Source organism: Streptomyces sp. NPDC020362, from assembly GCF_040642095.1.
Taxonomy (GTDB): domain Bacteria; phylum Actinomycetota; class Actinomycetes; order Streptomycetales; family Streptomycetaceae; genus Streptomyces.
Map to the genome: position 1 here is coordinate 1 of NZ_JBFAET010000025.1, position 22,522 is coordinate 22,522.

Genomic DNA, 22,522 nt, shown 5'->3' on the forward strand with positions numbered 1-22,522 from the left:
CTCGGTCCGCGCCCGGCGCACACGTTTCGCCCTTGCACCGGTCGCAAGCCAGGGCATGGAACGCGGCGATCCTGACCTGGGCGTCGGGATCGTCGCCGCCCCGGGTCCCGGTATGTGTGTCCGCCCGGCTCGGTCGGACGCAAGGCTGCTGCCGCAGGGCTTCGCCGCGGATCGCGGCATGTGCTCCTTCCGGCCGTACCCCCCATGATCCTGGGGCTTTCATGTTCATGGGGGCATGCCTAATCGGACGAATGGAGGCAGGCCGGATCTCGCCTTGCCCGGATTCTGGACGGAGACTTCCGCTCAGCGAACCGCCTTCGCTACTGTCCCGCTACGCACACGCCCCGTGGCAGCGCCGCCGCGGAGCGCAGCCGTGAAGCGACACGGCCCGGAGCCGCCGGGCCGTCCTGCCGATCGGCGGCCTCTGAAGCGCGTCGTCGACGGGACTCGGTGACGCATCTGCCGCTCAGGGGACGCCGACCTCACCACCAAAGGAGTGGGCGTCGTGACCGCGGAGACCTCTCAGACGCTCGACCGGGGACTGCGCGTCCTCAAGCTGCTGGCCGACACGGACCACGGGCTGACCGTCACCGAGCTATCCAACAAACTGGGCGTGAACCGGACCGTGGTGTACCGATTGCTCGCCACGCTGGAGCAGCACGCGCTCGTACGGCGTGACCTCGGTGGGCGAGCCAGGGTCGGGCTGGGAGTGCTGCGCCTCGGCCGCCAGGTGCATCCGCTCGTACGGGAGGCCGCACTGCCCGCGCTGCGGTCGCTCGCCGAGGACATCGGGGCGACGGCGCATCTGACGCTGGTGGACGGCACGGAGGCGCTGGCCGTCGCCGTGGTCGAACCGACGTGGACGGACTATCACGTCGCCTACCGGGCCGGTTTCCGGCATCCGCTGGACCGTGGGGCGGCGGGCAGGGCGATTCTCGCTGCGCGGCACTCGCCGTCGACCGATCCCGGGTACACGCTCACGCACGGAGAGCTGGAGGCCGGGGCGAGCGGGGCGGCGGCGCCGCTCGTCGGGGTGACCGGCGTCGAGGGCAGCGTGGGGGTGGTGATGCTCGCGGATTCCGTGCCGGAGAGGGTGGGGCCGCGGGTGGTGGATGCGGCGAGGGAGGTCGCCGAGGCGTTGCGCTAGGGGCGCGGGGGCACCGTTGGCGGGTGCGGGTGCGGGTGCGGGTGCGGGTGCGGGTGCTGGTGCGGGTGCGGGTGCACTGTTGCTTGTCGCGCCCCGCGCCCACGTGGTGGAGCCGGACATCGATGCCGCCCCGCGCCCCCTTTGTTCCCACTGCCCGCCACCAAGGCGCCGTCGGAAACACTCTCTTGGCCGTCTCGCCAATGAGCGCCCTCGACCTTTGGCCGTTCCCCTCACCCTCTGCCTGATCCGCCTCCGCATCATCAAGGGCCATACAAGCCCCGATGCGGAGGGAGCGGCATGGTGGAGAGAGTCGACAGTCGGCCGGAGGCCGGAGGACGAGCGGGTCGTGGGAGCCGGCTCACCCGGCGGCAAGCCGTGGGCACGCTCGTCGGTGAGGCCGCCGCCAGCCCGCTCAGGCGGAGCATGGGGGTCGCCCAGCTCACGCTCTTGAGCGTGGGGGCCACCCTCGGTACCGGGATCTTCGTCGTGCTCGGGCAGGCCGTCCCGGAGGCCGGGCCCGCGATCGTCGTCTCCTTCGTGCTCGCCGGGGTCACCGCGCTGTTCTCGGCGCTCTCCTATGCCGAGCTGGCGGGCATGATCCCGGGCTCTGGGTCGTCGTACAGCTATGCCTACGCCACCCTCGGCGAGCTGGTCGCCTGGGTGTGCGGGTGGTGTCTGATCCTGGAGTACGGGGTGTCGGTGGCCGCCGTCGCCGTGGGATGGGGGCAGTACGTCAACGAGCTGCTCGATCTCCTCTTCGGGGTGACGCTGCCCGACTCGCTCAGTGCTCCGCCCGGGGCCGGCGGCACCCTCAACGTTCCGGCCGCTCTCATCGTCGTCCTCGCCATGGTCGTGCTGTTGCGCGGTGCGAAGGAGAGCGCCGTCGCGAACACGATCATGGTGGGGGTGAAGATCGCCGCCCTCGTCCTCTTCTGCGCGGTCGCCTTCACCGCCTTCCGCGCGGGGAACTTCCACCCTCTCTTCCCGCTCGGCGCGGCCGGCATGAGCGCCGGGGCGGCCTCGCTCTTCTTCTCCTACATCGGGTTCGACGCCGCCTCCACGGCAGGCGAGGAGGCCCGAAATCCACAGCGGGACCTGCCTCGCGCGATCATCCTCTCCCTCGTCCTGGTCACCGTCCTGTACGTCCTCGTCGCCGTGGCCGCGCTGGGCGCGATGCCCTGGAAGCAGTTCGCGGGGACCGAGGCGACCCTGAGCGAGGTGCTCGTGCGCTCCGTCGGGGGCGGGAGCCTGTGGCCGGTCCTGCTGTCCGTCGGGGCGGTCGTCGCCACCACCAGCGTCGTGCTCACCGTGCAGTACGGGCAGATCCGCATCCTCTTCGCCATGGCCCGGGACGGGCTCGTGCCCCCGCTGTTCGCCCGCGTCCATCCGCGCACCGGGGTGCCGCGGGCCAACACGGTCATCGTCTCCGCCTTCATCGCCGTACTCGCCGCCCTCGTCCCGCTCGGCAGCCTCGCCGACGCCACCAGCATCGGCACCCTCTTCGCGTTCATGCTGGTCAACCTGGCCGTCGTCATCCTGCGCCGGCGCAGCCCCGGCACTCCGCGCTCCTTCCGGGTCCCCTTCTCGCCCGTCACGCCGCTGCTCGGTGTCGCCTTCTGCGTCTACATGCTGGGCAGCCTGGGCGCCGACACCTGGATCGCGTTCGGGGCGTGGATGGCCGCCGGGCTCGTGATCTACGGCCTCTACGGCATCCGGCACTCCAGGCTCAACGCACCGCACGAGGACCCCGCATGACCGCCCTCGACCTCACCGCCGACGTCGTCACCCTCACCCGTGCCCTGGTCGACCTCCCCTCCGAGAGCGGAGCGGAGCGGCGGATCGCGGACGCCGTGGAGGCGGCCCTGCGCGGGCTGCCCCACCTGACCGTCGAGCGCGTGGGCAACTCCGTCGTCGCCCGTACCGCTCTCGGCCGGCCCGAACGCGCCCTGCTGGCGGGGCACCTGGACACCGTTCCGGCCGCCGGGAACCTGCCCTCCCGGCTCGCCGGCGGCCGTGTCCACGGGCTCGGCGCCTGTGACATGAAGGGCGGGGTGGCGGTGGGCCTCAGGCTCGCGGCCACCGTGCCCGAGCCCGTCCGCGACCTCACCTTCGTCTTCTACGAGTGCGAGGAGGTCGAAGGCGACCGGAACGGGCTGGCCCGGATCGCGGCCGCGCGGCCGGGGCTGCTCGAAGAGGCCGGTCTGGCGATCCTGATGGAGCCTTCCGGCGCCGGTGTCGAGGCCGGCTGCCAGGGCATCCTCACCGCCGACGTCGTCGTCGGGGGTGCCCGCGCCCACACCGCCCGCGCCTGGCAGGGCGTCAACGCCGCGCACAAGGCCGCCCGGGTGCTCCAGCGGCTCGACGAGCACACGCCCGAGCGGATCGTCGTGGACGGGCTGGAGTACCGGGAGGGGCTGAGCGCGGTCGCCGTGCGGGCCGGGGTCGCCGGGAACGTCGTACCCGACGAGTGTGTCGTCACGGTCAACTGCCGTTTCGCACCGAGCCGTTCGGCCGGGGAGGCGGAGGCGTACCTGCGCGGGATCTTCCCGGAGTACGAGGTCCGCGTCACCGAGGTCGTCCCGGGCGCACTGCCCCATCTGGACCGGGTCGGCGGGCTCGTGGCCGCGCTCGGCGCCGAGCCCCGGCCCAAGTTCGGCTGGACGGACGTGGCCCGGTTCGCCGCGCTCGGCGTGCCCGCGCTCAACTACGGTCCCGGCGATCCGTCGCTGGCCCACACGGCGGGGGAGTACGTCCCCGTCGAGCATCTGGAGCAGTGCGAGGAGCGGCTCAGGCGGTGGCTGGGCCGAGCCCGGCAAGCGTCCTGAACTGAAGCCACAGCAGCAGCCGTTCGTCGGGGTCGTCCAGGTCGACCCCGGCGTGCTGCTGGAGCTGCTTGAGGCGGTAGCGGCAGGTGTTGGGGTGCACCGCGAGGAGCCTGGCCGCGCCCGCCATGTCGCAGCCCGCGTCGAACCAGCAGACGAGCGTGCGGGCGTACTCCGTACCGTTCTCGGCGTCGTGCGCCAGGACCCTGCGCCAGGCGCCCGCGCTCAGCTCCCGCCGCTCCTGCATCACTTCGGACAGCCGCAGCAGCGTCACGCGCGGGCGCACCTCGTCCACCGTGGCGACCGGCAGCGCGGCGTCCAGGACCCGCAGCACCAGGTCCGCGTCCGCGCGGGAGTCCGCGAGGCCGCCCGCGTCCGGCACCACCTCGCCCAGTGCCGCCCGCACCGGCACGCGCAGCGCCTGCCCGGCCCGCGCGACGATGTCCTCGGCGAGCTTCCGGTGCCGCTCGCCCGGACCCGGCAGCACCGCGTACACCACGCCGTCCACCAGCACGCACGCGTGCCGCCCGTACCGCGCCTCGCACTGCAGGCGGACGACGTCCAGCAGGCGCAGCGCGGTGCGCTCGGTGTCCGGGACGCTCGCGGCGGAGTCCAGGACGAAGGCGGCCACCCGGGCCGGGCCCGCGACCCCGAGGCGCTCGGCGGCCGTCGCCGCGTCCGCCGTGCCGTCCAGCAGGCGGCGCAGCAGGTCGGTGCCCCGGTGCCGGGCCAGCTCGCGGGCCGCGCGGGCCCGCAGCAGGAGCAGGGCGGCCGTGGAGGCGCCCTGGACGAGGGTGTCCTCGGCGTCCGGGGCGAGCGAGCCGCCGTCGACCACCCAGACGGAGCCGAGCGTCTCCCCGCCGGCCCGCACCGGCATTGCGAGGCGGGGCAGGTCCGAGCCGGTCAGCGCGGGCAGCCGCACCGGCCGGTCGGCCGCGAACAGCCGCCGGTACTGCTCGGTGTTCTCCGCGCTGGCGGGCACCTGCAGGCCGAGGATGCCCTGCCGCCGGTCCTCGTCCACCGGCTGCCCGGGGACGGTCGAGTAGGCGAGGATCCGCTGGCGGGGGTCCTCGATGGCGGTGGCCCCGCCGGTCCCCGCCGCGATCGCGTCCGCCAGCGCGAACAGGTCGCCCAGGCCGGTGTCGGAGGAGGCGGCGGGGCGGGCCCCGATGGCCGAGGCCAGCAGCAGGTGCACCTGGTGCCAGGCCGTGTCCTCGGGGACCGACAGCAGCGCCACGCCGTGCGCCCGCGCCTCCTCGACGGGCCCGTCGGCGCCCCGCACCACGACCCCGGCCAGTCCGGCCTGCGCAGCCGCCCGCAGCAGCGGCCCCGCCTCGGCGGCCGGCACCCCGACCGCCAGCAGCAGCCCGCCCTGCAGCGGGGGGAGCGGGGTGCGGCCGTCGTAGAGCACCGCCTCGGTGACCGGCACGCCGGGCCCGGCGGGGGCGGTGTGCAGGCGCAGCGCGGGGCCGCCGACGACGTCCAGGAGATCGCCGAGAGTGCACGCGTCCATGGGAATCCTCGACAGTGCGGCTTGGCTGATGGTGCAACGAACCTACGCACCCCTTGGCCGTCTGCACAACACATGCCCCTCCGGGGCCTCGGAGACTCGTCTCCATGACAGCAGGAGTCATGACAGCAGGAGTCGCCGTCCGCACCGTCCACGACGTGGCCGGACTGGCGGCCGTGGCCGACTACTTCAGCGACGTGTGGCACACCCCGCGCACCGCCCCGCCCTACCCGGCCGAGGTGCTGCACAGCCTGGTGCACGCGGGCGGCGCCGTGCACGCCGCCTACGACGGGCAGCGCCTCGCCGGGGCCTCGGTCGCCGTCCTCGGGCCGGAGCGCAGCACGTACTCCCTGGTGGCCGCCGCCGACCGGGGCCTCGGGCACGCCGTGAAGCGGGCCCAGCGCGCGTGGGCCGTGGGCGCCGGCGCCCGCAGCATGCGCTGGACCTTCGACCCGCTGGTGGGCCGCAACGCCCGCTTCAACCTGGCCAAGCTGGGTGCCGTCGGCACGGAGTACCTGGTCGACTTCTACGGCCCCATGACCGACGGCGTGAACGACGGCGACGAGAGCGACAGGCTGACGGTCACCTGGGACCTCACGGCGCCTCCGGCCCCGGACGGGACGCCACCCTCCGCCCCGGACGGGACGCCACCCTCCGCGCCGGACGGGACGCCACCCTCCGCGCCGGACGGGACGCCACCCTCCGCGCCGGACGGGACACCACCCTCCGTCGCGTGCGACACGGAGGCGTCCGCCGACTGCGACACGGCGCCCTCGGCTCCGTACGGCACGATGCCTGCGGCTCCGTGCGGCCCGATGACTGTGGCTTCGTACGGCACGACGGCTGCAACTGCGTACGACCCACACGACCGGGACCTGGCGCCCGCGACCCACACCGCCCCCGACGGCGGCTTCCTGGCCCGCCGCGACCTCGGCGACCGGTACGTCTTCTGCCGCGTCCCCCACGACATCGTGCAGCTGCGTGCCGCCGATCCCGTCCTCGCGCTGCGCTGGCGCCACGCCGTGCGCGAGGTCTTCTCGGAGGCCTTCACGGAGGGTTTCCGGGCCACCGGCATGTCCCGCGACGGCTGGTACACGCTCGCCCGGACGCAGGAGAGCGCATGAAGCTGGAGCGCGTCGAGATCGTGCACGTGGCGATCCCGCTGGTCACCCCGTTCCGCACGTCCTTCGGCACGATGACGACGAAGGACACCTTCCTGCTGCACGTCGTCACGGACGCGGCCGAGGGCTGGTCGGAGTTCGCCGCCGACCCCGAGCCGCTGTACTGCTCGGAGTTCGTGGCCGGCGCCGAGATCGTGCTGCGCGACTTCCTGGTGCCCCGGGCGGCCGCCCTCCCGCACCTCACCACGGCGGCGCTGGCCCCCGCGACGGCGAAGATCAAGGGACACGAGCTGGCCAAGGCGGCCCTGGAGACGGCGGTCCTGGACGCGGAGCTGCGCTCGTACGGCATGCCGCTGGCGACCTATCTGGGCGCCGTACGGGACCGGGTGCCCGCCGGGGTCTCCGTCGGTATCAAGAACTCCGTGCCCGAACTGCTGGACGACGTGGAGCGCTACCTCGCCGAGGGGTACCTCCGCATCAAGCTGAAGATCGAACCCGGCTGGGACATCGAGCCGGTCCGGGCGGTCCGCGAGCGCTTCGGCGCAGAGCTGCCCCTCCAGGTCGACGCCAACACCGCCTACACCCTCGCCGACGCGCGCCACCTCGGGCGCCTCGACGAGTTCGGGCTGCTGCTGATCGAGGAACCGCTGGAGGAGAACAACCTGCACGCCCACGCACAGCTCCAGCAGCGCCTGACGACCCCCGTCTGCCTGGACGAGTCCCTGCACCACGCGCGCGACACCGCGTCCGCGATCGCCATGGACGCCTGCCGGGTGGTGAACGTCAAGCCCGCCCGGGTCGGCGGTTACCTGGAGGCCCGCCGCGTCCACGACGTGGCCCTTGCGCACGGGGTCCCGGTGTGGTGCGGCGGCATGCTGGAGACGGGCATCGGCCGCGCCCCCAATCTGGCCCTGGCCGCCCTGCCCGGCTGCACCCTCCCGGGGGACACCTCGGCCTCCTCCCGCTACTTCGCCGAGGACATCACCGAGCCGTTCGTGCTGGAGGACGGCCACCTCCCGGTCCCGGCCACGCCCGGCATCGGCACCGAGCCGCGCCCGGAGGCGCTGCGGCGCTTCACCAGGGCGCGACGGGACCTTTATCCCGGGTGAGGGGCCGGTGGCCGGGACGGGGCGCCGCGTTAGATTGACTCCGTGCTCTCACGTCTCACGCGTCCCCAGGCTGTCGCCGTCTGCGCCCTGCCCGTCGTGGCCCTGCTCGCCACGGCGGCGTTCGCACCGCTGCCGTTCTCGGTGGCGCAGCCCGGAAGCACGGTGAACGTGCTCGGCGAGAACCGGGGCACCCCGGTGATCACCGTCTCCGGCGTGCCCACCCGCAAGACCGGCGGACAGTTGCGGATGACGACCATCGTGGCGACCGGCCCGGACGCACGGGTCTCCCTCCGGGACGTGTTCGACAACTGGTTCCGCACCGACCGGGCCGTCATGCCCCGCGACTCGGTCTACCCGAGCGGAAACAGCATCAAGGAGATCGAGAAGCACAACACGGACCAGATGCAGCAGTCCCAGGACGCGGCGACCGAGGCGGCACTGAAGTACCTGGGCCTGAGCCCCGACAAGGTGAAGGTCGACCTGAAGCTCGCCGATGTCGGCGGGCCCAGCGCGGGGCTCCTGTTCACCCTGGGGATCATCGACAAGCTGAACGGCGACGGCAGCGGCGGCGAGCTCACCGGCGGGCGCACCATCGCCGGTACGGGCACCATCGACGCCGCCGGGAAGGTCGGTGCGGTCGGCGGCGTGGCCCTGAAGACGCAGGCCGCGAAGCGGGACGGGGCCACCGTCTTCCTGGTGCCGAAGGACGAGTGCACCGACGCCAAGGCAGAGCTGCCCAACGGGCTGCGGCTGGTCCCGGTGACCACGCTGAAGAGCGCGGTCGACTCCCTGAAGGCCCTGGAGAAGGGCAAGGGCCCGATCCCGAGCTGCTAGACGACGACCGGCTTCGGACCTGCCGCACCGGAGGACCGCGCCGGCGTGCCGGAAGCCGTCCGTGGGCTGCGGACGGTGGCGGCTGTGCCGAGGTGGTTCCGGGGGTTCACGGGTGCTCGCCCCGGGGTGGCCGGGTTGCTTCGCCGGCGTCGGCGGCGGCCTGTTCCACCAGGGGGATGATCCGCAGCGGAACGGGGTTCTCCATGACGATCGCCGTGGAGGCCCGGACGATGCCCTCGATGCCGACGACCCGGTCGATCACCCGCTGAAGATCGGCGTTCGAACGGGCCACCAGCCGGCACAGCATGTCCCCGCTGCCGGTGGTGGTCAGCAGCTCCAGCATCTCCGGCACGGTCGCCAGGTGCGCCCGTACATCGGCTCCCTGACCCTGCCGGATCTGCAGTGTCGCGAACGCGGTGACCGGGTAGCCGAGGGCCGCCGGGTCCACCTGGGGGCCGAATCCGCGGACGACTCCGTTCGACTGGAGCCGGTCCAGCCGCGCCTGGACCGTCCCCCGGGCGACCCCGAGCCGCCGCGACATCTCCAGCACGCCGATGCGGGGCTCGCGCGCCAGCAGCACGATGATGCGCCCGTCCAGTTGATCGATCGCCACGCCCGCCTCCCGGATGGTCATCCTGTACAGAAAGCCCGCCGATACCGCCGGGTCACTAAACAGATTGCGCAGTGAATACGCGAACTATTGCGCACCTTGCAGAGCAGAGCCACCCTTCCGCTATGACGCAGACCACACACCACACTCCCGCCACGACGGCCGGGCAGGCCGATCCCTTCCCGGTCAAGGGAATGGACGCGGTCGTCTTCGCCGTGGGCAACGCCAAGCAGGCGGCGCACTACTACTCCACCGCCTTCGGCATGCGGCTGGTCGCCTACTCCGGACCGGAGAACGGCAGCCGCGAGACCGCCAGCTACGTGCTGGAGAACGGCTCCGCCCGTTTCGTCTTCACCTCGGTCATCAAGCCGAGCACCGACTGGGGCCGCTTCCTCGCCCAGCACGTGGCCGACCACGGCGACGGCGTCATCGACCTGGCCATCGAGGTCCCGGACGCGCGTGCCGCCCATGCGTACGCCATCGAGCACGGCGCCCGCTCCGTCGCCGAGCCGTACGAGATGAAGGACGAGCACGGCACGGTCGTCCTCGCCGCGATCGCCACCTACGGCGAGACCCGCCACACCCTCGTGGAGCGCACCGGCTACGACGGCCCGTACCTGCCCGGCTTCGTCGCCGCGTCCCCGATCGTCGAGCCGCCCGCCCAGCGCACCTTCCAGGCCATCGACCACTGCGTCGGCAACGTCGAACTCGGCCGGATGAACGAGTGGGTGGCGTTCTACAACAAGGTCATGGGCTTCACGAACATGAAGGAGTTCGTGGGCGACGACATCGCCACCGAGTACAGCGCGCTGATGTCGAAGGTCGTCGCGGACGGCACCCTCAAGGTCAAGTTCCCGATCAACGAGCCCGCGATCGCCAAGAAGAAGTCCCAGATCGACGAGTACCTGGAGTTCTACGGCGGTGCCGGCGTCCAGCACATCGCGCTGAACACCAACGACATCGTGCAGACGGTCCGCACCATGCGCGCGGCCGGCGTCAAGTTCCTCGACACCCCGGACTCCTACTACGACACCCTCGGCGAATGGGTGGGGGACACCCGGGTCCCGGTCGAGACGCTGCGCGAGCTGAAGATCCTCGCCGACCGCGACGAGGACGGCTACCTGCTGCAGATCTTCACCAAGCCGGTCCAGGACCGGCCGACCGTCTTCTTCGAACTCATCGAACGGCACGGCTCGATGGGCTTCGGCAAGGGCAACTTCAAGGCCCTGTTCGAGGCGATCGAACGCGAGCAGGCGAAGCGCGGCAACCTGTAGCCGACAGCGGAGCGACCCGCGGCCAGGGCCCGTCCGGCAGTCCGCCGGACGGGCCCTGGGGCTGCCCTAGGGCAGCTCGGCGGGCAGGGGCTCGTCCGGTACGTCACCCATCTCGCGCAACGCCGACCGCGCCGCCGGGGCCCCCAGCGGCGAGAAGTACGGGTTGATCCGCAGCGCCTCCTCCAGGTGCCGCCGGGCGGGCCCGTCCTCGTCCAGCTCCCGCTCGATCATGCCCCGGTGGAACGTGTACAGCGCACTGCGCACCCCGCCACCCTTCACCTTGTCCGTCGCGGTCGAGGCGTACTCCAGCGCCCGCGCGTCGTCGCCGGCCCGGTGCAGCGCCCAGCCCAGCGCGTCGGCCACCTCGATGCCGGGCTGGCGCAGCCACTCCTGCTCCAGTCGTTCCACCGCCTCGTGCGCATCCCCGTGGTCCGCCTCGAACCGCCCGATCAGCAGTTCCTCGTCGACCCCGTCGGACATCGCCTCCCGCACCCGCTTCTCCAGCAGCTCGTACTGCTCCTGCGCGGACGGGAACATCCCCAGCGACTCGTACAGCTCGCCCAGCTCCAGCGCGTCCTGCGGATCCGGCTGCCTGGCGAGGGCCTCACGGTATGCGGCCATCGCCTCGTGGGTACGGCCCAGCGCCGCCAGCACGCGGCCCTTGCCGGCCAGCGCCGCCCGCCCGGGGTCGAGCCCGAGGGCCGACTCGAAGTGCCTGAGCGCGTCCTCCCGGTCGCCGCGCTCCCAGGACAGCTGCCCGATTCCGGTCAGATAGACGGCCTGTTCGGCGGGGGTGCGGGCGGCCGCCGCCGCGTCCGTGAGCTGGGCGGTCGCGTCCTCGCGCCAGCCCCGGTCCCGGTACACGGCCGACGCCCGCGCCATCACCGCGGGCCGTGCGGCAGCCCCGGCGTGCAGTCCCAGCAGCTTGTCCAGGGTGCTGCGCGCCGCCTTGTAGTCGCCGAGCCCGGTGTAGGCGTCGAGCAGCGGCGGATAGGCCGTCCACTGCTTCGGGGCCAGCTTCAGCGCCTGCTCGCCGTACCGCTTCGCCGTCGGGAAGTCGCGCCGCGCGTTCGCCAGGGCGGCCAGCCCGTCCAGCGCCATCGCGTTCTGGGGGTGCCCCTCGCCCCGCACCTCCAGCGAGGTCCGCAGCGCCCGCTCGGCCCTCGGGTAGTTCGCCGCGTCGGCGCTCCGCCGGCCCAGCTCCAGGTACGCGGCCCCCAGCACCGCCCACGCCCGCGCGTCCTGCGGCCGCGCCCGCACCCTGCTCTCCTGCTGCCCGACGAGCGCCGTCAGGCCGGGCAGCGCGGCCGGCAGCCCGGAGGTGACCGCCGTCAGCGCCTGCGCCTGCACCTGTGCCTGTGACAGCGCCGGTGCCTGTGCCTGCGGGCCCGGAGCGGGTGGCCGCGCCCGGCGGTGCGGCCCGTCCGGCCGCAGCATCAGCACGGAGCCCGCCACGACCCCGCCCGCCAGCGCGGTGACCAGCGCGCGCCGCGGCCACCGCCGGCGGCGGCGCGGCGGGGGCTGTTCGGCCACCGGGGACGGACCGGGGACGGAGTGACCATACTGTCGGATCTCCATGGCGCTCACTGTGCGTCAATACGACGATCGCGCCCGGGTGGCCCAAGGAAGGCACGGACGGGGTTCACACCGATGGCCCCGAGTGCGAGGCTGTGATCATGAGCCGTATCGAAGCCCCCCGCGACGAAGCAATCGGTGACCTCACCGACCGGCTCCTGGCCGGCCTGCCCGCCGAGGCCGTCCTGACCGACCCCGACGTCACCTCGTCCTACGCCAACGACATGGCGAGCTTCTGCCCGGCCGGCGCCCCGGCCGTGGTCGTGCTGCCGCGCACGGTCGAGCAGGTGCAGCACGTCATGCGCACCGCCACCGAGCTGCGTGTCCCGGTCGTCCCGCAGGGCGCACGCAGCGGGCTGTCCGGCGGCGCCAACGCCACCGAAGGCTGCATCGTGCTGTCCCTCACCAAGATGGACCGCATCCTGGAGATCAGCCCCGTCGACCGGATCGCCGTCGTCGAACCGGGCGTGATCAACGCCGTCCTCTCCCGCGCGGTCGAGGAGCACGGCCTGTACTACCCGCCGGACCCCTCCAGCTGGGAGATGTGCACCATCGGCGGCAACATCGGCACGGGGTCCGGCGGCCTGTGCTGTGTGAAGTACGGCGTCACCGCCGAGTACGTGCTCGGCCTGGAGGTCGTCCTCGCCGACGGCCGCCTGATGTCCACGGGGCGCCGTACCGCGAAAGGGGTGGCCGGCTACGACCTCACCCGCCTCTTCGTCGGCTCCGAGGGCTCGCTCGGCATCGTCGTCCGGGCGGTCCTGGGCCTGAGGCCCAAGCCGCCCCAGCAGCTGGTCCTGGCCGCCGAGTTCGCCTCCGCGGCCGCCGCCTGCGACGCCGTGTGCCGGGTCATGGAGGGCGGTCACGTCCCGTCCCTCCTCGAACTGATGGACCGTACGACCGTCAAGGCGGTCAACGACCTCGCCCACATGGGTCTCCCGGAGACCACCGAGGCGCTGCTCCTGGCCGCCTTCGACACCCCGGACCCCACCGCCGACCTCGCGGCCGTCGGCGCGCTGTGCGAGGCCGCCGGCGCCGCCCAGGTCGTCCCGGCCGAGGACGCCGCCGAGTCCGAACTCCTCCTCCAGGCCCGGCGGCTCTCGCTGACCGCGCTGGAGGCGGTCAAGGGCACGACGATGATCGACGACGTGTGCGTGCCCCGCTCGAAGCTCGGCGCGATGCTGGAGGGCGTCGAGCGGATCGCCGACAAGTACGGGCTCACCATCGGCGTCTGCGCCCACGCCGGGGACGGCAACACGCACCCCACCGTCTGCTTCGACGCCCAGGACGCCGACGAGTCCCGGCGGGCCCGCGAGTCCTTCGACGAGATCATGGCCCTCGGCCTGGAGCTCGGCGGCACCATCACCGGCGAACACGGCGTGGGCGTCCTGAAGAAGGAGTGGCTGGCGCGGGAGATCGGCCCGGTCGGCGTGGAGATGCAGCGGGCGGTCAAGCAGGCCTTCGACCCGCTCGGCATCCTCAACCCCGGCAAGCTGTTCTGACCGCTCCGGCACCGATCTCACCGGGCGAGCAACTGGTCGAGCGCGTCGTCGATGCCCAGCTGCCCGCCCTCGGTCCCCGGGGGCACCGCCCGCAACGTCCGCTCCAGCCAGGCGGACACCTGTGCGGCGGGCGCCTCCAGCAGGGCGTCCCCGTCGGGCGAACTCAGCCCCATCAGCACGACGCTGCGCCCGTCGACCTTCGTCGGCCACACCCGCACATCGCCCTGCCCGCACGGACGGAACACCCCCTCCACCAGGAGCTCCCGGGCGAACGTCCAGTTGACGGGTTGCTCGGAGTTGATGTGGAAACCGATGTGGATCGCGTAGGGATCGTCGCAGCGGTACGTGAGCCGCGCCGGGACCGGGATGCTCCGCTCGGGGGACAGAATGAGCTTCATCTCCAGCTCCCGCTCCACCATGGTGTGATGCATGACCTGCGTTTCCTCTCCGCCGGGGCCGCTCGGACGGGCCCGTGCACAGGGGAGAGGGCGTAGCTGCGCGGCCATTACGCGGGTTCCGGGAATTTTCTCGGCGCGGGTGTGGGACCCGTGCACGGCGTTGCCCGGAAAGGAGTGGGTCCGGCGGGACTGGCGGTGTGGCATGCCCGGGTCTGATAGATGTGTAGGCCCCCAGCACACCCCCGAGCAGATACGGGACGAGCGGACATGAGCGCCCCAACCCCGGCCCCCGGTGACGACAGGCCCCGCGAGGGCTACTACCCGGACCCGTCCATCCCCGGCTACGTCCGGTACTGGAACGGCGCCTCCTGGGTGCCGGGAACCAGCCGGCCGGCGCCCAAGGACGGCGAATCGCTCACCCCGCCGCCGGGCGCCCGCCCGGCGGCCCCGTCCGTCGAGGAGACGGGCCCGCACTTCTTCGACGAGGACCCGCAGCCGCGGTCCCCGGGGCAGGAGCGGATGCCCGCCTGGGGCACCGACCCGAGGATTCCCGCGGACCGTCCCTCCGCACCGGCCGGCCGCACCGACGGCACGGCATCGATCCCGCCGGCGCAGGACGACGCCCCCGACCCCGGCGGTACGTTCATCTTCCGCCGCCCGGTCCCCGGCCCGGCGGCGGTCAACGACGACGGCACGATGACGTTCCGTCCGGTACCGGGCCAGAACCAGGGCCCCGGCCGGCATCCGGGAGCCTCCGGCCCGGCGCCCTCGGGCACCTCCGGCACCCCCGGTACCTCCGGCTTCGGGGCACAGGGTCCCGTCGGAGCGCCGCGGACGGGACCGGGCGCAGCCGGTGGCCCGAGCGGTGCCGCCGCGGGCGGATTCGGCGGTCCGGGTGGCGCCGGACCCGGTGCGCAGGGACCGGCCGGGGCACCCCCGGCACAGTCCGCCCCGGGCGCGGGCCCCGGTTTCGGCGCCGGGAAGGCGGCCGCGGCCCGCGCCGCGGCCGCGCAGGCGTCCCCGGCACCCCAGGCCCCGCAGGCGTCCCCGGCACCGCAGGCCCCGCATGCCTCCGCGGCCTCCTCGGTACCGCAGCAGGCCGTACCACAGCCGGGTGTGCCCCAGCAGGGCGGTCCGCAGCAGGCCGTTGCCCCCGGCACCCCCGTGACCGCGGGCCCCGGCGGCGGCCAGGCCTCCTGGGCGCAGCAGGTGCACCAGCTGGCCGGCGGCGACGAGCAGATGGCGCCGTGGAAGCCGCCGGTCGAGGACCTGTTCCAGGCGGCGGCCCGCCGGCAGGCCTCGGCCCGCCCGGCCGGCCTCGGCAGGCGCTTCGCCGCCCGTCTGATCGACAACCTGGTCCTCGGTGCCGTCACGGCCGCCGCGGCGGTCCCGTTCGGCGCGCAGGCGGTCGACCACGTCCAGCACAAGATCGACGAGGCCGAGCTGTCCGGCCGTACCGTCACCGTCTGGCTGCTCGACGGCACGACCGGCACCGCGCTCGGCATCGTCCTCGCCGTGCTCCTGGTCTTCGGCGTGCTGTACGAGGTGCTGCCCACCGCCAAGTGGGGCCGCACCCTGGGCAAGAAGCTGTGCGGCATCGAGGTCCGGGACATCGAGGCGCACGAACCCCCGACGTTCGGCGCGGCCCTGCGCCGCTGGCTGGTATACAGCATCCCCGGCCTGCTCGGCATCGGGATCGTCGGCGTGCTGTGGTGCCTGTTCGACCGGCCCTGGCACCAGTGCTGGCACGACAAGGCGGCCCACACCTTCGTCGCGGACTGACCGGGTGGGGCGGCTGTACTCCGTACGGCCGCCCGTCGGATGCGGAGCCGGGGCGTTCGCGGTCCACTCGGGCCATGAGCAGCGAACCGCCCCCCGGCTCCGGAGAGCAGCCACCCGAGGACGACCCGTTCAAGAAGCGGCCCCCGTCGGACCAGGGGTCGGGTTCGCCGTACGACACCCCGTACGGCGCCCAGCAGCCCCCGCCGCCCGGCGGACAGCCACCACCCCCGGGCGGTGGCCAGCCACCCCCGCCCGGCGGACAGCCCCCGCCGCCCGGCGATCAGCAGCCTCCGCCCTGGGGAGGTCAGCAGCCTCCGCCCCATGGCGGCGGCCAGCAGCCGCCCCCCTACGGCGGACAGCCTCCCTACGGGGGACAACCACCCTACGGCGGTGGGCCGTACGGTCCCGGCGGCCCCGGTTACCCTGCCGATCCGCTCGCCGGCATGCCCCCGCTCGCGGACAGCGGCAAGCGGACCATCGCGAGGATCATCGACATGATCCTCGTGGGCATCGTCGTCTGGTTGGTCACCTGGGCCCTCGGCGTCCACGAGTACAACGTGAACGGGGAGCGGGTCGAGGTCGGCCGGGGACTGTGGCAGTCCTTCGTGGCCGCCGTCCTCTACGTCGCCTACGACACCGTTCTGATCGCCAAGTGGGGGCAGACCCTCGGCAAGAAGTGGTTCAACATGCGGGTGGCGAACCTGAACGACGGTTCCACGCCCACCACCCAGACCTCGCTGCTGCGGGCCTGTGTGCTCTGGCTGCCGTTCGCCTTCTGCTGCGCCTGCATCTGGACGGCCATCTGCGGCGGCTGGAGCTTCTTCGACAAGCCCTACAAACAGGGACTGCACGACAAGGCGGCCAAGACGGTCGTGGTGGCGCTCGGTTGAGCCGGCACGGGCGCCCGTCCGAAGACGCTATGGGTGCCCATACGAGAGCGGCGGGTCCGTGGGAGTAGTCACGGGCCCGCCGCTCACGTATGCGGCCGGTCAGAGCGCGGTGGTCACCGGCTCCTCCTCGGGTGCGGGCTCGGCGGGCGAAGCAACCGTACGTGGCCTGGGCAGGGGTACCGTCATGGCCACGAGCAGCCCCAGCGCGAGCGCGGCCAGGGCGATGACCGTGATCCCGAGGCCCGAACTCGTCTGGGACAGCAGCAGCATGGCGAGCGTCGAGAAGATCACGGTGCACGAACCGTAGACGAGCTGTGCGGCAGTCGGACGAGGCATGGCAATCGTGTCCTCGGAAGATGAAGATGGGGAGCGCCTTCGACTCTATTCGCGTGCATGCCCGAACTGGACGCCCGGTAAGCGTGACCTAACCCACGGTGCCGGTGCACAGGGGGCGCACGGAGTCATGGCGTCCACCAGGTGGACGGGCCCGCGCGACCGCTGACCGACATGTTCGGCTGTTCGTAAAGCGAACTTCGGCTCCGCATAGTGCACTTGTTCTGCTCAAGTCAAGGTCTGTCTTTTCTTCTAAACCTCTAGTCAAATGTCGTCACTTGATTACACGCGTTGATCGTGCGCGCACGGACCCTTCCATGACCTAGGACCCCCCTGTCCGTGGGCGCGGCGCGGGGGAGGAACTCAAGTGACCAGCAGACCCTGGACGTTCAGAGCCGCGGCCATCGGTGTCGCGCTCGCCGCGGCTTCCGCCACCTTCGCGACGTTCGCCGTCGCCGAGGCGAGCACCACGGCCCGGCCGGCTGCCGAGAACCGGCACGACCCGGCCCCGGTGAAGCAGCAGAAGCACGACCTCGACGGTCCCATGAGCAAGACTCAGAGGGCACAGCGGCAGGAAGCCCTGAACCAGCTCATATCGGGCAAGGCCAAGGCTCAGGAGCGCAACGGCTCGAAGGTCGTCCAGCTCAAGAGCAAGAAGGGCGACAGCAAGTACGTCGAGCTGGGCCGCGAGAAGACCGACAAGATCTTCACGATCCTGGTGGAGTTCGGTGACCAGACGGACCCCAAGTACGGCGGGACCCCCGGCCCGCTGCACAACAAGATCGCCGAGCCGGACCGCAAGAAGGACAACAGCACGGCCTGGCAGAAGGACTACAACCAGAAGCACTACCAGGACCTCTACTTCGGCACCGGCAAGAAGACCGAGTCGCTGAAGAAGTACTACGAGAAGCAGTCCTCGGGCCGCTACTCGGTCGACGGCGAGGTCTCGGACTGGGTCAAGGTCCCCTACAACGAGGCCCGCTACGGCAACAACGCCTGTGGCCAGACCAACTGCCCGAGCGTGTGGAACGCCGTCAGTGACGGCGTCAACGCCTGGGTCGCCGACCAGAAGAAGGCCGGCAAGTCCGACGCCGCCATCAAGGCGGACCTGGCCAAGTACGACCAGTGGGACCGCTACGACTACGACGGCGACGGCAACTTCAACGAGCCCGACGGCTACATCGACCACTTCCAGCTCGTGCACGCCGGTGAGGACGAGTCCGCGGGCGGCGGCGCCCAGGGCAAGGACGCCATCTGGGCCCACCGCTGGTACGCCTTCGGCACCGACACCGGCTCCACCGGCCCCGCGGGCAACAAGCTCGGCGGCGCGCAGATCGGCGACACCGGCATCTGGGTCGGCGACTACACCATCCAGCCGGAAAACGGCGGCCTCGGCGTCTTCGCCCACGAGTACGGCCACGACCTCGGCCTGCCGGACGAGTACGACACCGCGGGCGGTGACAACTCCACCGGCTTCTGGACCCTGATGTCCTCCGGTTCCTGGCTCGGCACCGGCAAGGAGTCCATCGGCAACCTGCCCGGCGACATGAACGCCTGGGACAAGCTGCAGCTGGGCTGGCTGAACTACGACAGCGGCAAGGCCGGTGTCTCCTCCTGGCACAAGCTGGGCCTCGCCGAGTACAACACCAAGTACCGCCAGGCGCTGGTGGTCTCGCTGCCCGACAAGGCGGTCAAGACCGACATCGTCACCCCCGCGCAGGGCGCGAACCAGTGGTGGAGCGGCAGCGGTGACAACCTCAAGAACACGCTGACCCGTTCGGTCGACCTGACCGGCAAGTCCTCGGCGACGCTCGGCCTGGACGGCTGGTACGACATCGAGAACGGCTACGACTTCCTCTACACCGAGGTGTCGACCGACGGCGGCGCCAACTGGACCGCGATCGACGGCACGGTGGACGGCCAGGCCATCCCGCGCGACGGCTCCGGCAAGCCGGCCCTGACCGGCACGGTCGACGGCTACAAGAAGCTGTCGTACTCGCTGGACGCCTACGCGGGCAAGAAGATCGACGTCCGCTTCCGCTACCTGACCGACGGCGGGGTGGCGCAGAAGGGCTTCGCGGCCGACGAGATCACGCTGACGGCCGACGGTACGCCGGTGTTCTCCGACAATGCCGAGACCGCGGACGCCGGTTGGACCGCCACCGGCTTCTCCCGCATCGGCGCGTCCTTCACCAAGGACTACAAGCAGTACTACATCGCCGAGAACCGCCAGTACGTGTCGTACGACAAGACCCTGAAGGTCGGCCCGTACAACTTCGGTTCGGCCGAGCGTCCGGGCTGGGTGGAGCACTACCCGTACCAGAACGGTCTGTTGATCTGGAAGTGGGACACCTCCCAGGCGGACAACAACACCAACGCCAACGCCCACCCGGGCACCGGTCTGATCCTGCCGGTGGACGCGCACTGGAAGGCGCTGAAGTACTCCGACGGCACGCTGCTGCGCAACCGGATCCAGGCCTACGACTCCCCGTTCAGCCTGGACCGCACGGACGGCTTCACGCTGCACAAGGCGGACGTGGCGACCGAGATCAAGTCGCAGAGGGGCGTGTCGGTCTTCAACGACCACACCAGCTCCTACTACGACGCGTCGAACCCGACCGGCGGTGTCAAGATCACTGACACCAACACCAAGATCAAGATCACGAAGCAGGCCAAGGACGGCTCGACGATCGAGCTCGAAGTCGGCCCCGCGGTGAAGTAGCGGACGTTTCCGCAGGTCAGAAGCGTATCGGCGGTGACCCCCTGGCGGGTCGCCGCCGATCGTGTTTAGGTGCGTCCTGTGGTCCGCTTATTGACACCGACCGAAACGGGGATGTGACCGCATGGCCGCAGGAGGTTTCTGCAAGCTACCGAACGGCACGGTGGTGGTGGCGCTGAATCTGCCCAGCCCGACCCCTGACGGGGGCTCCGGCGGGGTGCGGGTGCTGGTGCACGCCCAGAACCGCGCCCGGGCCCTGACGCGTCTGCGCAACCTGGGTCTGCGCGCGATCTACCTCCGGGGGAACGCGGCTCCTCCGACGCCGGACGAGATCACCGCGGTCCTGCACCATCCGGACGGCCTCATATGGCGCACGGCACCCGACAACGACGTCACCGTGATGGAGCTGTGGCACCCCATCCGGGCACTGCTTCGCAGGCCGGCGGTGGTACAGCAGGGGTGAGGCCGACGCAGGGCCGGGCCGCCGCGGGTGAGCTGTGTGCGGCCGCGTCCTGGGCGGCACCTGTGACGCGTCGTGCGGTGTTGCGAGGCGTGAGCGGCCGCATGAGCGTTGTGGCCGGTCGCGCCCCCGCGGCGGAGCCGCATGTCGGCACTGCCCCGCGCCCCTCAGGTTGACTGTCCTGCCCGGGGGAGCTGTGTTTCCGCCGCCGCGGTGGTGCTGTCCGGCGGTGCCGGAGTTGCCACAAGCCGCTGCAGGGCGGCTTTCTAGCCGCTGACCACCGGCTTGCCGGTCAGTTCCACGCCCGCCTCGCGCAGCTCCTCCAGGGCCCGGTCGGTCGTCTCCGGGGCCACCCCCGCGGTCAGGTCCAGGAGGACCTGGGTGCGGAAGCCCTCCCTGGCGGCGTCCAGCGCGGTGGCACGCACACAGTGGTCCGTGGCTATGCCGACCACGTCGACCTCCTCGATGTGGCGCGAGCGCAGCCACTCGGCCAACGGGACCCCGTTCTCGTCGGTGCCCTCGAAGCCGCTGTACGCCGCCGAGTACGCGCCCTTCTCGAACACCGCGTCCACCGCCCCGGAGGCGACGGCCGGCGCGAAGTTCGGGTGGAAGCCCACGCCCTCGGTACCCGCGACACAGTGCGCGGGCCAGGTGCGGACGTAGTCGGGGTTGTCCGCGAAGTGTCCGCCGGGCGCGATGTGGTGGTCACGCGTGGCGACCACGTGGCGGTATCCGGTACCCGCCGCCTGGCCGATCAGCTCGGTGATCGCGGCGGCGACGTCCGCACCTCCGGCGACCGCGAGGCTGCCCCCCTCGCAGAAGTCGTTCTGCACATCTACGACGATCAAGGCGCGGCGCATGATGGGTGTCCTTCGGCTGTCGGGTTAAGTAACTGAGCCTAGAGAGTTCCGGCCCTGTCCGGGAGGGGGCTTGAACAGGGGCGGACAGGGGGCGCGCGTCAGCTGTCCGAGCGCCCCAGGGCGTACCGTCTCCGGACGCACCTCCCCTAGACGTACTCCGTCGGCAGGACGGGTTCCCCGCGGGAGAGCTGTATCGCGGACAGCGGCAGGTTGGCGCGGGCCGCGATGTGCCGGTCGCGGGGCACGTCGAGCGTCTCGCGCGTGACGACGTCCCCGCCCTTGACCAGCTCCACCAGCAGCTGCCGGTCGGCCAGACCGGCCGGTACCGGCCCGGTGCCGATCACCTCGGCCTCGGCCACTCCCTCCTCGTCCAGCCGCCGCGCCGCCCACTTGCGCCCGCCGATGGAGGTCTTGCCCCCGGTCGACTTCTTCGCGACCGGCACCAGCGGTGCCGCCGGATCGGCGGACTCGGCCCGCGCGACCAGCTTGTACACCATCGAGCAGGTCGGATGCCCGGAGCCGGTCACCAGCTGGGTGCCGACGCCGTACGCGTCCACCGGCGCCGCCGCGAGCGAGGCGATGGCGTACTCGTCCAGATCCGAGGTCACGATGATCTTCGTGCCGGTGGCGCCCAGCTCGTCCAGCTGGTGCCGCACCCGGTGGGCGACCAGCAGCAGGTCCCCGGAGTCGATGCGCACCGCGCCCAGCTCGGGCCCGGCCACCTCCACCGCCGTACGGACCGCTTCGGCGACGTCGTAGGTGTCCACCAGGAGGGTCGTGTTCCTGCCGAGGGAGTGCACCTGGGCCTGGAAGGCGTCCCGCTCGCTGTCGTGGAGCAGGGTGAAGGCGTGCGCGGAGGTGCCGACGGTCGGGATGCCGTAGCGGAAGCCGGCCGCGAGGTCGGAGGTGGTCGCGAAGCCGCCGAGGTAGGCGGCCCGGGAGGCGGCCACGGCGGCCAGCTCGTGGGTGCGGCGGGCGCCCATCTCGATCAGCGGCCGGTCACCGGCGGCGGAGGCCATCCGGGAGGCGGCGGCCGCGATCGCCGAGTCGTGGTTGAGGATGGACAGGATCACGGTCTCCAGCAGCACGCACTCGGCGAAGCTGCCCTCGACCCGCAGGATCGGCGAGCCCGGGAAGTACACCTCGCCCTCGGGGTAGCCCCAGATGTCACCGCTGAAGCGGTAGTCGGCGAGCCACTTCAGGGTCTGCTCGTCCACGATCTTCCGCTCGCGCAGGAAGCCGAGGACGCCCTCGTCGAAGCGGAAGTTCTCGACCGCGTCCAGGACGCGTCCGGTGCCCGCCACCACGCCGTAGCGGCGCCCGTTCGGCAGCCGCCGGGTGAAGACCTCGAACACGCTGCGCCGCTCGGCCGTACCGGCCTTCAGGGCGGCCTGCAGCATCGTCAGTTCGTACTGGTCCGTGAAGAGCGCCGTCGAGGGAACGTCCACCGGCAGCCCAAGGTCCGCCACGTCCACCAAACTCACCTGACCCCTATTCTCCGGTTCCCCAGGCGTGGCCAGGGGTCCGGGGGTTGTCCCCCGGTGTGTGCCGCATGGCAGGTAATCGTACACCCCAT

At 72.0% G+C, this 22,522-nt stretch carries 19 protein-coding genes; 12 read left to right on the forward strand and 7 right to left on the reverse strand.

Features of this window, described 5'->3' with window-relative positions; translation table 11 throughout:
* Nucleotides 1-505 precede the first annotated feature (505 nt).
* The 3 genes from AB0H32_RS12970 (at nucleotide 506) to dapE (ending at nucleotide 3,972) form a co-directional block, all read left to right on the forward strand.
* A complete protein-coding gene (locus AB0H32_RS12970; protein ID WP_361118706.1) occupies nucleotides 506-1,147 on the forward strand; it encodes a helix-turn-helix domain-containing protein in 642 nt (213 codons plus the stop codon).
* A gap of 297 nt (nucleotides 1,148-1,444) precedes the next feature.
* Nucleotides 1,445-2,902 carry an amino acid permease gene (locus AB0H32_RS12975; protein WP_361118709.1) on the forward strand — a complete coding sequence of 486 codons (1,458 nt, stop codon included), beginning with the start codon at nucleotides 1,445-1,447 and terminating at the stop codon, nucleotides 2,900-2,902.
* Complete coding sequence (gene dapE, locus AB0H32_RS12980) at nucleotides 2,899-3,972, forward strand: succinyl-diaminopimelate desuccinylase (RefSeq protein ID WP_361118712.1); 1,074 nt, start codon at nucleotides 2,899-2,901, stop codon at nucleotides 3,970-3,972. Before AB0H32_RS12975 ends, dapE begins: the two co-directional genes overlap by 4 nt.
* On the opposite strand, the gene AB0H32_RS12985 is transcribed toward dapE, so the two are convergent.
* Nucleotides 3,935-5,482: a helix-turn-helix domain-containing protein gene (locus AB0H32_RS12985; protein ID WP_361118715.1), complete on the reverse strand. Its 1,548-nt coding sequence runs from the start codon at nucleotides 5,480-5,482 to the stop codon at nucleotides 3,935-3,937. The two genes, dapE and AB0H32_RS12985, sit on opposite strands and share 38 nt — an antisense overlap.
* A 119-nt stretch (nucleotides 5,483-5,601) precedes the next feature.
* Here AB0H32_RS12985 and AB0H32_RS12990 point away from each other — a divergent pair, with 119 nt between their 5' ends.
* Genes AB0H32_RS12990 through AB0H32_RS13000 form a run of 3 tightly spaced genes read left to right on the forward strand, consistent with a single transcriptional unit; the run spans nucleotide 5,602 to nucleotide 8,543 of the window.
* The gene (locus tag AB0H32_RS12990) at nucleotides 5,602-6,603 is read left to right on the forward strand and encodes a hypothetical protein (RefSeq protein WP_361118718.1); all 1,002 of its coding nucleotides are present in this window, start codon (nucleotides 5,602-5,604) and stop codon (nucleotides 6,601-6,603) included.
* On the forward strand, nucleotides 6,600-7,709 hold the full coding sequence (gene menC, locus AB0H32_RS12995; protein ID WP_361118721.1) for an o-succinylbenzoate synthase: 1,110 nt from the start codon (nucleotides 6,600-6,602) through the stop codon (nucleotides 7,707-7,709). Before AB0H32_RS12990 ends, menC begins: the two co-directional genes overlap by 4 nt.
* Before the next feature lie 42 nt (nucleotides 7,710-7,751).
* Nucleotides 7,752-8,543: a S16 family serine protease gene (locus AB0H32_RS13000; protein WP_361118724.1), complete on the forward strand. Its 792-nt coding sequence runs from the start codon at nucleotides 7,752-7,754 to the stop codon at nucleotides 8,541-8,543.
* Between the two features lie 106 nt (nucleotides 8,544-8,649).
* Here AB0H32_RS13000 and AB0H32_RS13005 read toward each other — a convergent pair whose 3' ends face one another.
* On the reverse strand, nucleotides 8,650-9,156 hold the full coding sequence (locus tag AB0H32_RS13005) for an Lrp/AsnC family transcriptional regulator (protein WP_361118727.1): 507 nt from the start codon (nucleotides 9,154-9,156) through the stop codon (nucleotides 8,650-8,652).
* 122 nt (nucleotides 9,157-9,278) lie between these two features.
* Here AB0H32_RS13005 and hppD point away from each other — a divergent pair, with 122 nt between their 5' ends.
* Nucleotides 9,279-10,427, forward strand: coding sequence for a 4-hydroxyphenylpyruvate dioxygenase (gene hppD / locus AB0H32_RS13010; RefSeq protein WP_361118730.1), 1,149 nt, complete (start codon nucleotides 9,279-9,281; stop codon nucleotides 10,425-10,427).
* 66 nt (nucleotides 10,428-10,493) lie between these two features.
* On the opposite strand, the gene AB0H32_RS13015 is transcribed toward hppD, so the two are convergent.
* Nucleotides 10,494-12,005: a tetratricopeptide repeat protein gene (locus tag AB0H32_RS13015; protein ID WP_361118733.1), complete on the reverse strand. Its 1,512-nt coding sequence runs from the start codon at nucleotides 12,003-12,005 to the stop codon at nucleotides 10,494-10,496.
* Between the two features lie 92 nt (nucleotides 12,006-12,097).
* Here AB0H32_RS13015 and AB0H32_RS13020 point away from each other — a divergent pair, with 92 nt between their 5' ends.
* Nucleotides 12,098-13,504 carry an FAD-linked oxidase C-terminal domain-containing protein gene (locus tag AB0H32_RS13020; protein WP_361118736.1) on the forward strand — a complete coding sequence of 469 codons (1,407 nt, stop codon included), beginning with the start codon at nucleotides 12,098-12,100 and terminating at the stop codon, nucleotides 13,502-13,504.
* Between the two features lie 17 nt (nucleotides 13,505-13,521).
* Here the strand turns inward: AB0H32_RS13020 and AB0H32_RS13025 are convergent, their stop codons facing one another.
* Nucleotides 13,522-13,935, reverse strand: coding sequence for an SsgA family sporulation/cell division regulator (locus AB0H32_RS13025; RefSeq protein ID WP_361118739.1), 414 nt, complete (start codon nucleotides 13,933-13,935; stop codon nucleotides 13,522-13,524).
* A gap of 234 nt (nucleotides 13,936-14,169) precedes the next feature.
* On the opposite strand from AB0H32_RS13025, the gene AB0H32_RS13030 reads away from it, so the two are divergent.
* A complete protein-coding gene (locus AB0H32_RS13030) occupies nucleotides 14,170-15,684 on the forward strand; it encodes an RDD family protein (protein WP_361118742.1) in 1,515 nt (504 codons plus the stop codon).
* A 74-nt stretch (nucleotides 15,685-15,758) separates the two neighbouring features.
* Nucleotides 15,759-16,574 (forward strand): RDD family protein, encoded by an 816-nt coding sequence (locus tag AB0H32_RS13035; protein WP_361118745.1) that lies wholly within the window; start codon nucleotides 15,759-15,761, stop codon nucleotides 16,572-16,574.
* 99 nt (nucleotides 16,575-16,673) lie between these two features.
* Here AB0H32_RS13035 and AB0H32_RS13040 read toward each other — a convergent pair whose 3' ends face one another.
* The gene (locus tag AB0H32_RS13040; protein ID WP_361118748.1) at nucleotides 16,674-16,910 is read right to left on the reverse strand and encodes a hypothetical protein; all 237 of its coding nucleotides are present in this window, start codon (nucleotides 16,908-16,910) and stop codon (nucleotides 16,674-16,676) included.
* A gap of 364 nt (nucleotides 16,911-17,274) precedes the next feature.
* Between AB0H32_RS13040 and AB0H32_RS13045 the strand changes: the two genes are divergently transcribed.
* A complete protein-coding gene (locus tag AB0H32_RS13045; protein ID WP_361118751.1) occupies nucleotides 17,275-19,629 on the forward strand; it encodes an immune inhibitor A domain-containing protein in 2,355 nt (784 codons plus the stop codon).
* 121 nt (nucleotides 19,630-19,750) lie between these two features.
* Nucleotides 19,751-20,089, forward strand: a complete 339-nt coding sequence (locus tag AB0H32_RS13050) for a hypothetical protein (protein WP_361118754.1) — start codon at nucleotides 19,751-19,753, stop codon at nucleotides 20,087-20,089.
* Nucleotides 20,090-20,352: 263 nt separating this feature from the next.
* Here AB0H32_RS13050 and AB0H32_RS13055 read toward each other — a convergent pair whose 3' ends face one another.
* Nucleotides 20,353-20,946, reverse strand: a complete 594-nt coding sequence (locus AB0H32_RS13055; RefSeq protein WP_361118757.1) for a nicotinamidase — start codon at nucleotides 20,944-20,946, stop codon at nucleotides 20,353-20,355.
* Between the two features lie 146 nt (nucleotides 20,947-21,092).
* Nucleotides 21,093-22,421 carry a nicotinate phosphoribosyltransferase gene (locus AB0H32_RS13060; protein ID WP_361118864.1) on the reverse strand — a complete coding sequence of 443 codons (1,329 nt, stop codon included), beginning with the start codon at nucleotides 22,419-22,421 and terminating at the stop codon, nucleotides 21,093-21,095.
* Nucleotides 22,422-22,522: the final 101 nt, after the last annotated feature.

Bases quoted from the DNA above. Each gene is read 5' to 3' on its own strand.
- AB0H32_RS12990 (WP_361118718.1), top strand. From the start codon at position 5,602: ATGACAGCAGGAGTCGCCGTCCGCACCGTCCACGACGTGGCCGGACTG.
- hppD (WP_361118730.1), top strand. From the start codon at position 9,279: ATGACGCAGACCACACACCACACTCCCGCCACGACGGCCGGGCAGGCC.
- AB0H32_RS13015 (WP_361118733.1), bottom strand. From the start codon at position 12,005: ATGGAGATCCGACAGTATGGTCACTCCGTCCCCGGTCCGTCCCCGGTG.
- AB0H32_RS13035 (WP_361118745.1), top strand. From the start codon at position 15,759: ATGAGCAGCGAACCGCCCCCCGGCTCCGGAGAGCAGCCACCCGAGGAC.
- AB0H32_RS12975 (WP_361118709.1), top strand. From the start codon at position 1,445: ATGGTGGAGAGAGTCGACAGTCGGCCGGAGGCCGGAGGACGAGCGGGT.
- AB0H32_RS13030 (WP_361118742.1), top strand. From the start codon at position 14,170: ATGAGCGCCCCAACCCCGGCCCCCGGTGACGACAGGCCCCGCGAGGGC.
- AB0H32_RS13055 (WP_361118757.1), bottom strand. From the start codon at position 20,946: ATGCGCCGCGCCTTGATCGTCGTAGATGTGCAGAACGACTTCTGCGAG.
- AB0H32_RS13040 (WP_361118748.1), bottom strand. From the start codon at position 16,910: ATGCCTCGTCCGACTGCCGCACAGCTCGTCTACGGTTCGTGCACCGTG.
- AB0H32_RS13050 (WP_361118754.1), top strand. From the start codon at position 19,751: ATGGCCGCAGGAGGTTTCTGCAAGCTACCGAACGGCACGGTGGTGGTG.
- AB0H32_RS12985 (WP_361118715.1), bottom strand. From the start codon at position 5,482: ATGGACGCGTGCACTCTCGGCGATCTCCTGGACGTCGTCGGCGGCCCC.
- dapE (WP_361118712.1), top strand. From the start codon at position 2,899: ATGACCGCCCTCGACCTCACCGCCGACGTCGTCACCCTCACCCGTGCC.
- AB0H32_RS13025 (WP_361118739.1), bottom strand. From the start codon at position 13,935: ATGCATCACACCATGGTGGAGCGGGAGCTGGAGATGAAGCTCATTCTG.
- menC (WP_361118721.1), top strand. From the start codon at position 6,600: ATGAAGCTGGAGCGCGTCGAGATCGTGCACGTGGCGATCCCGCTGGTC.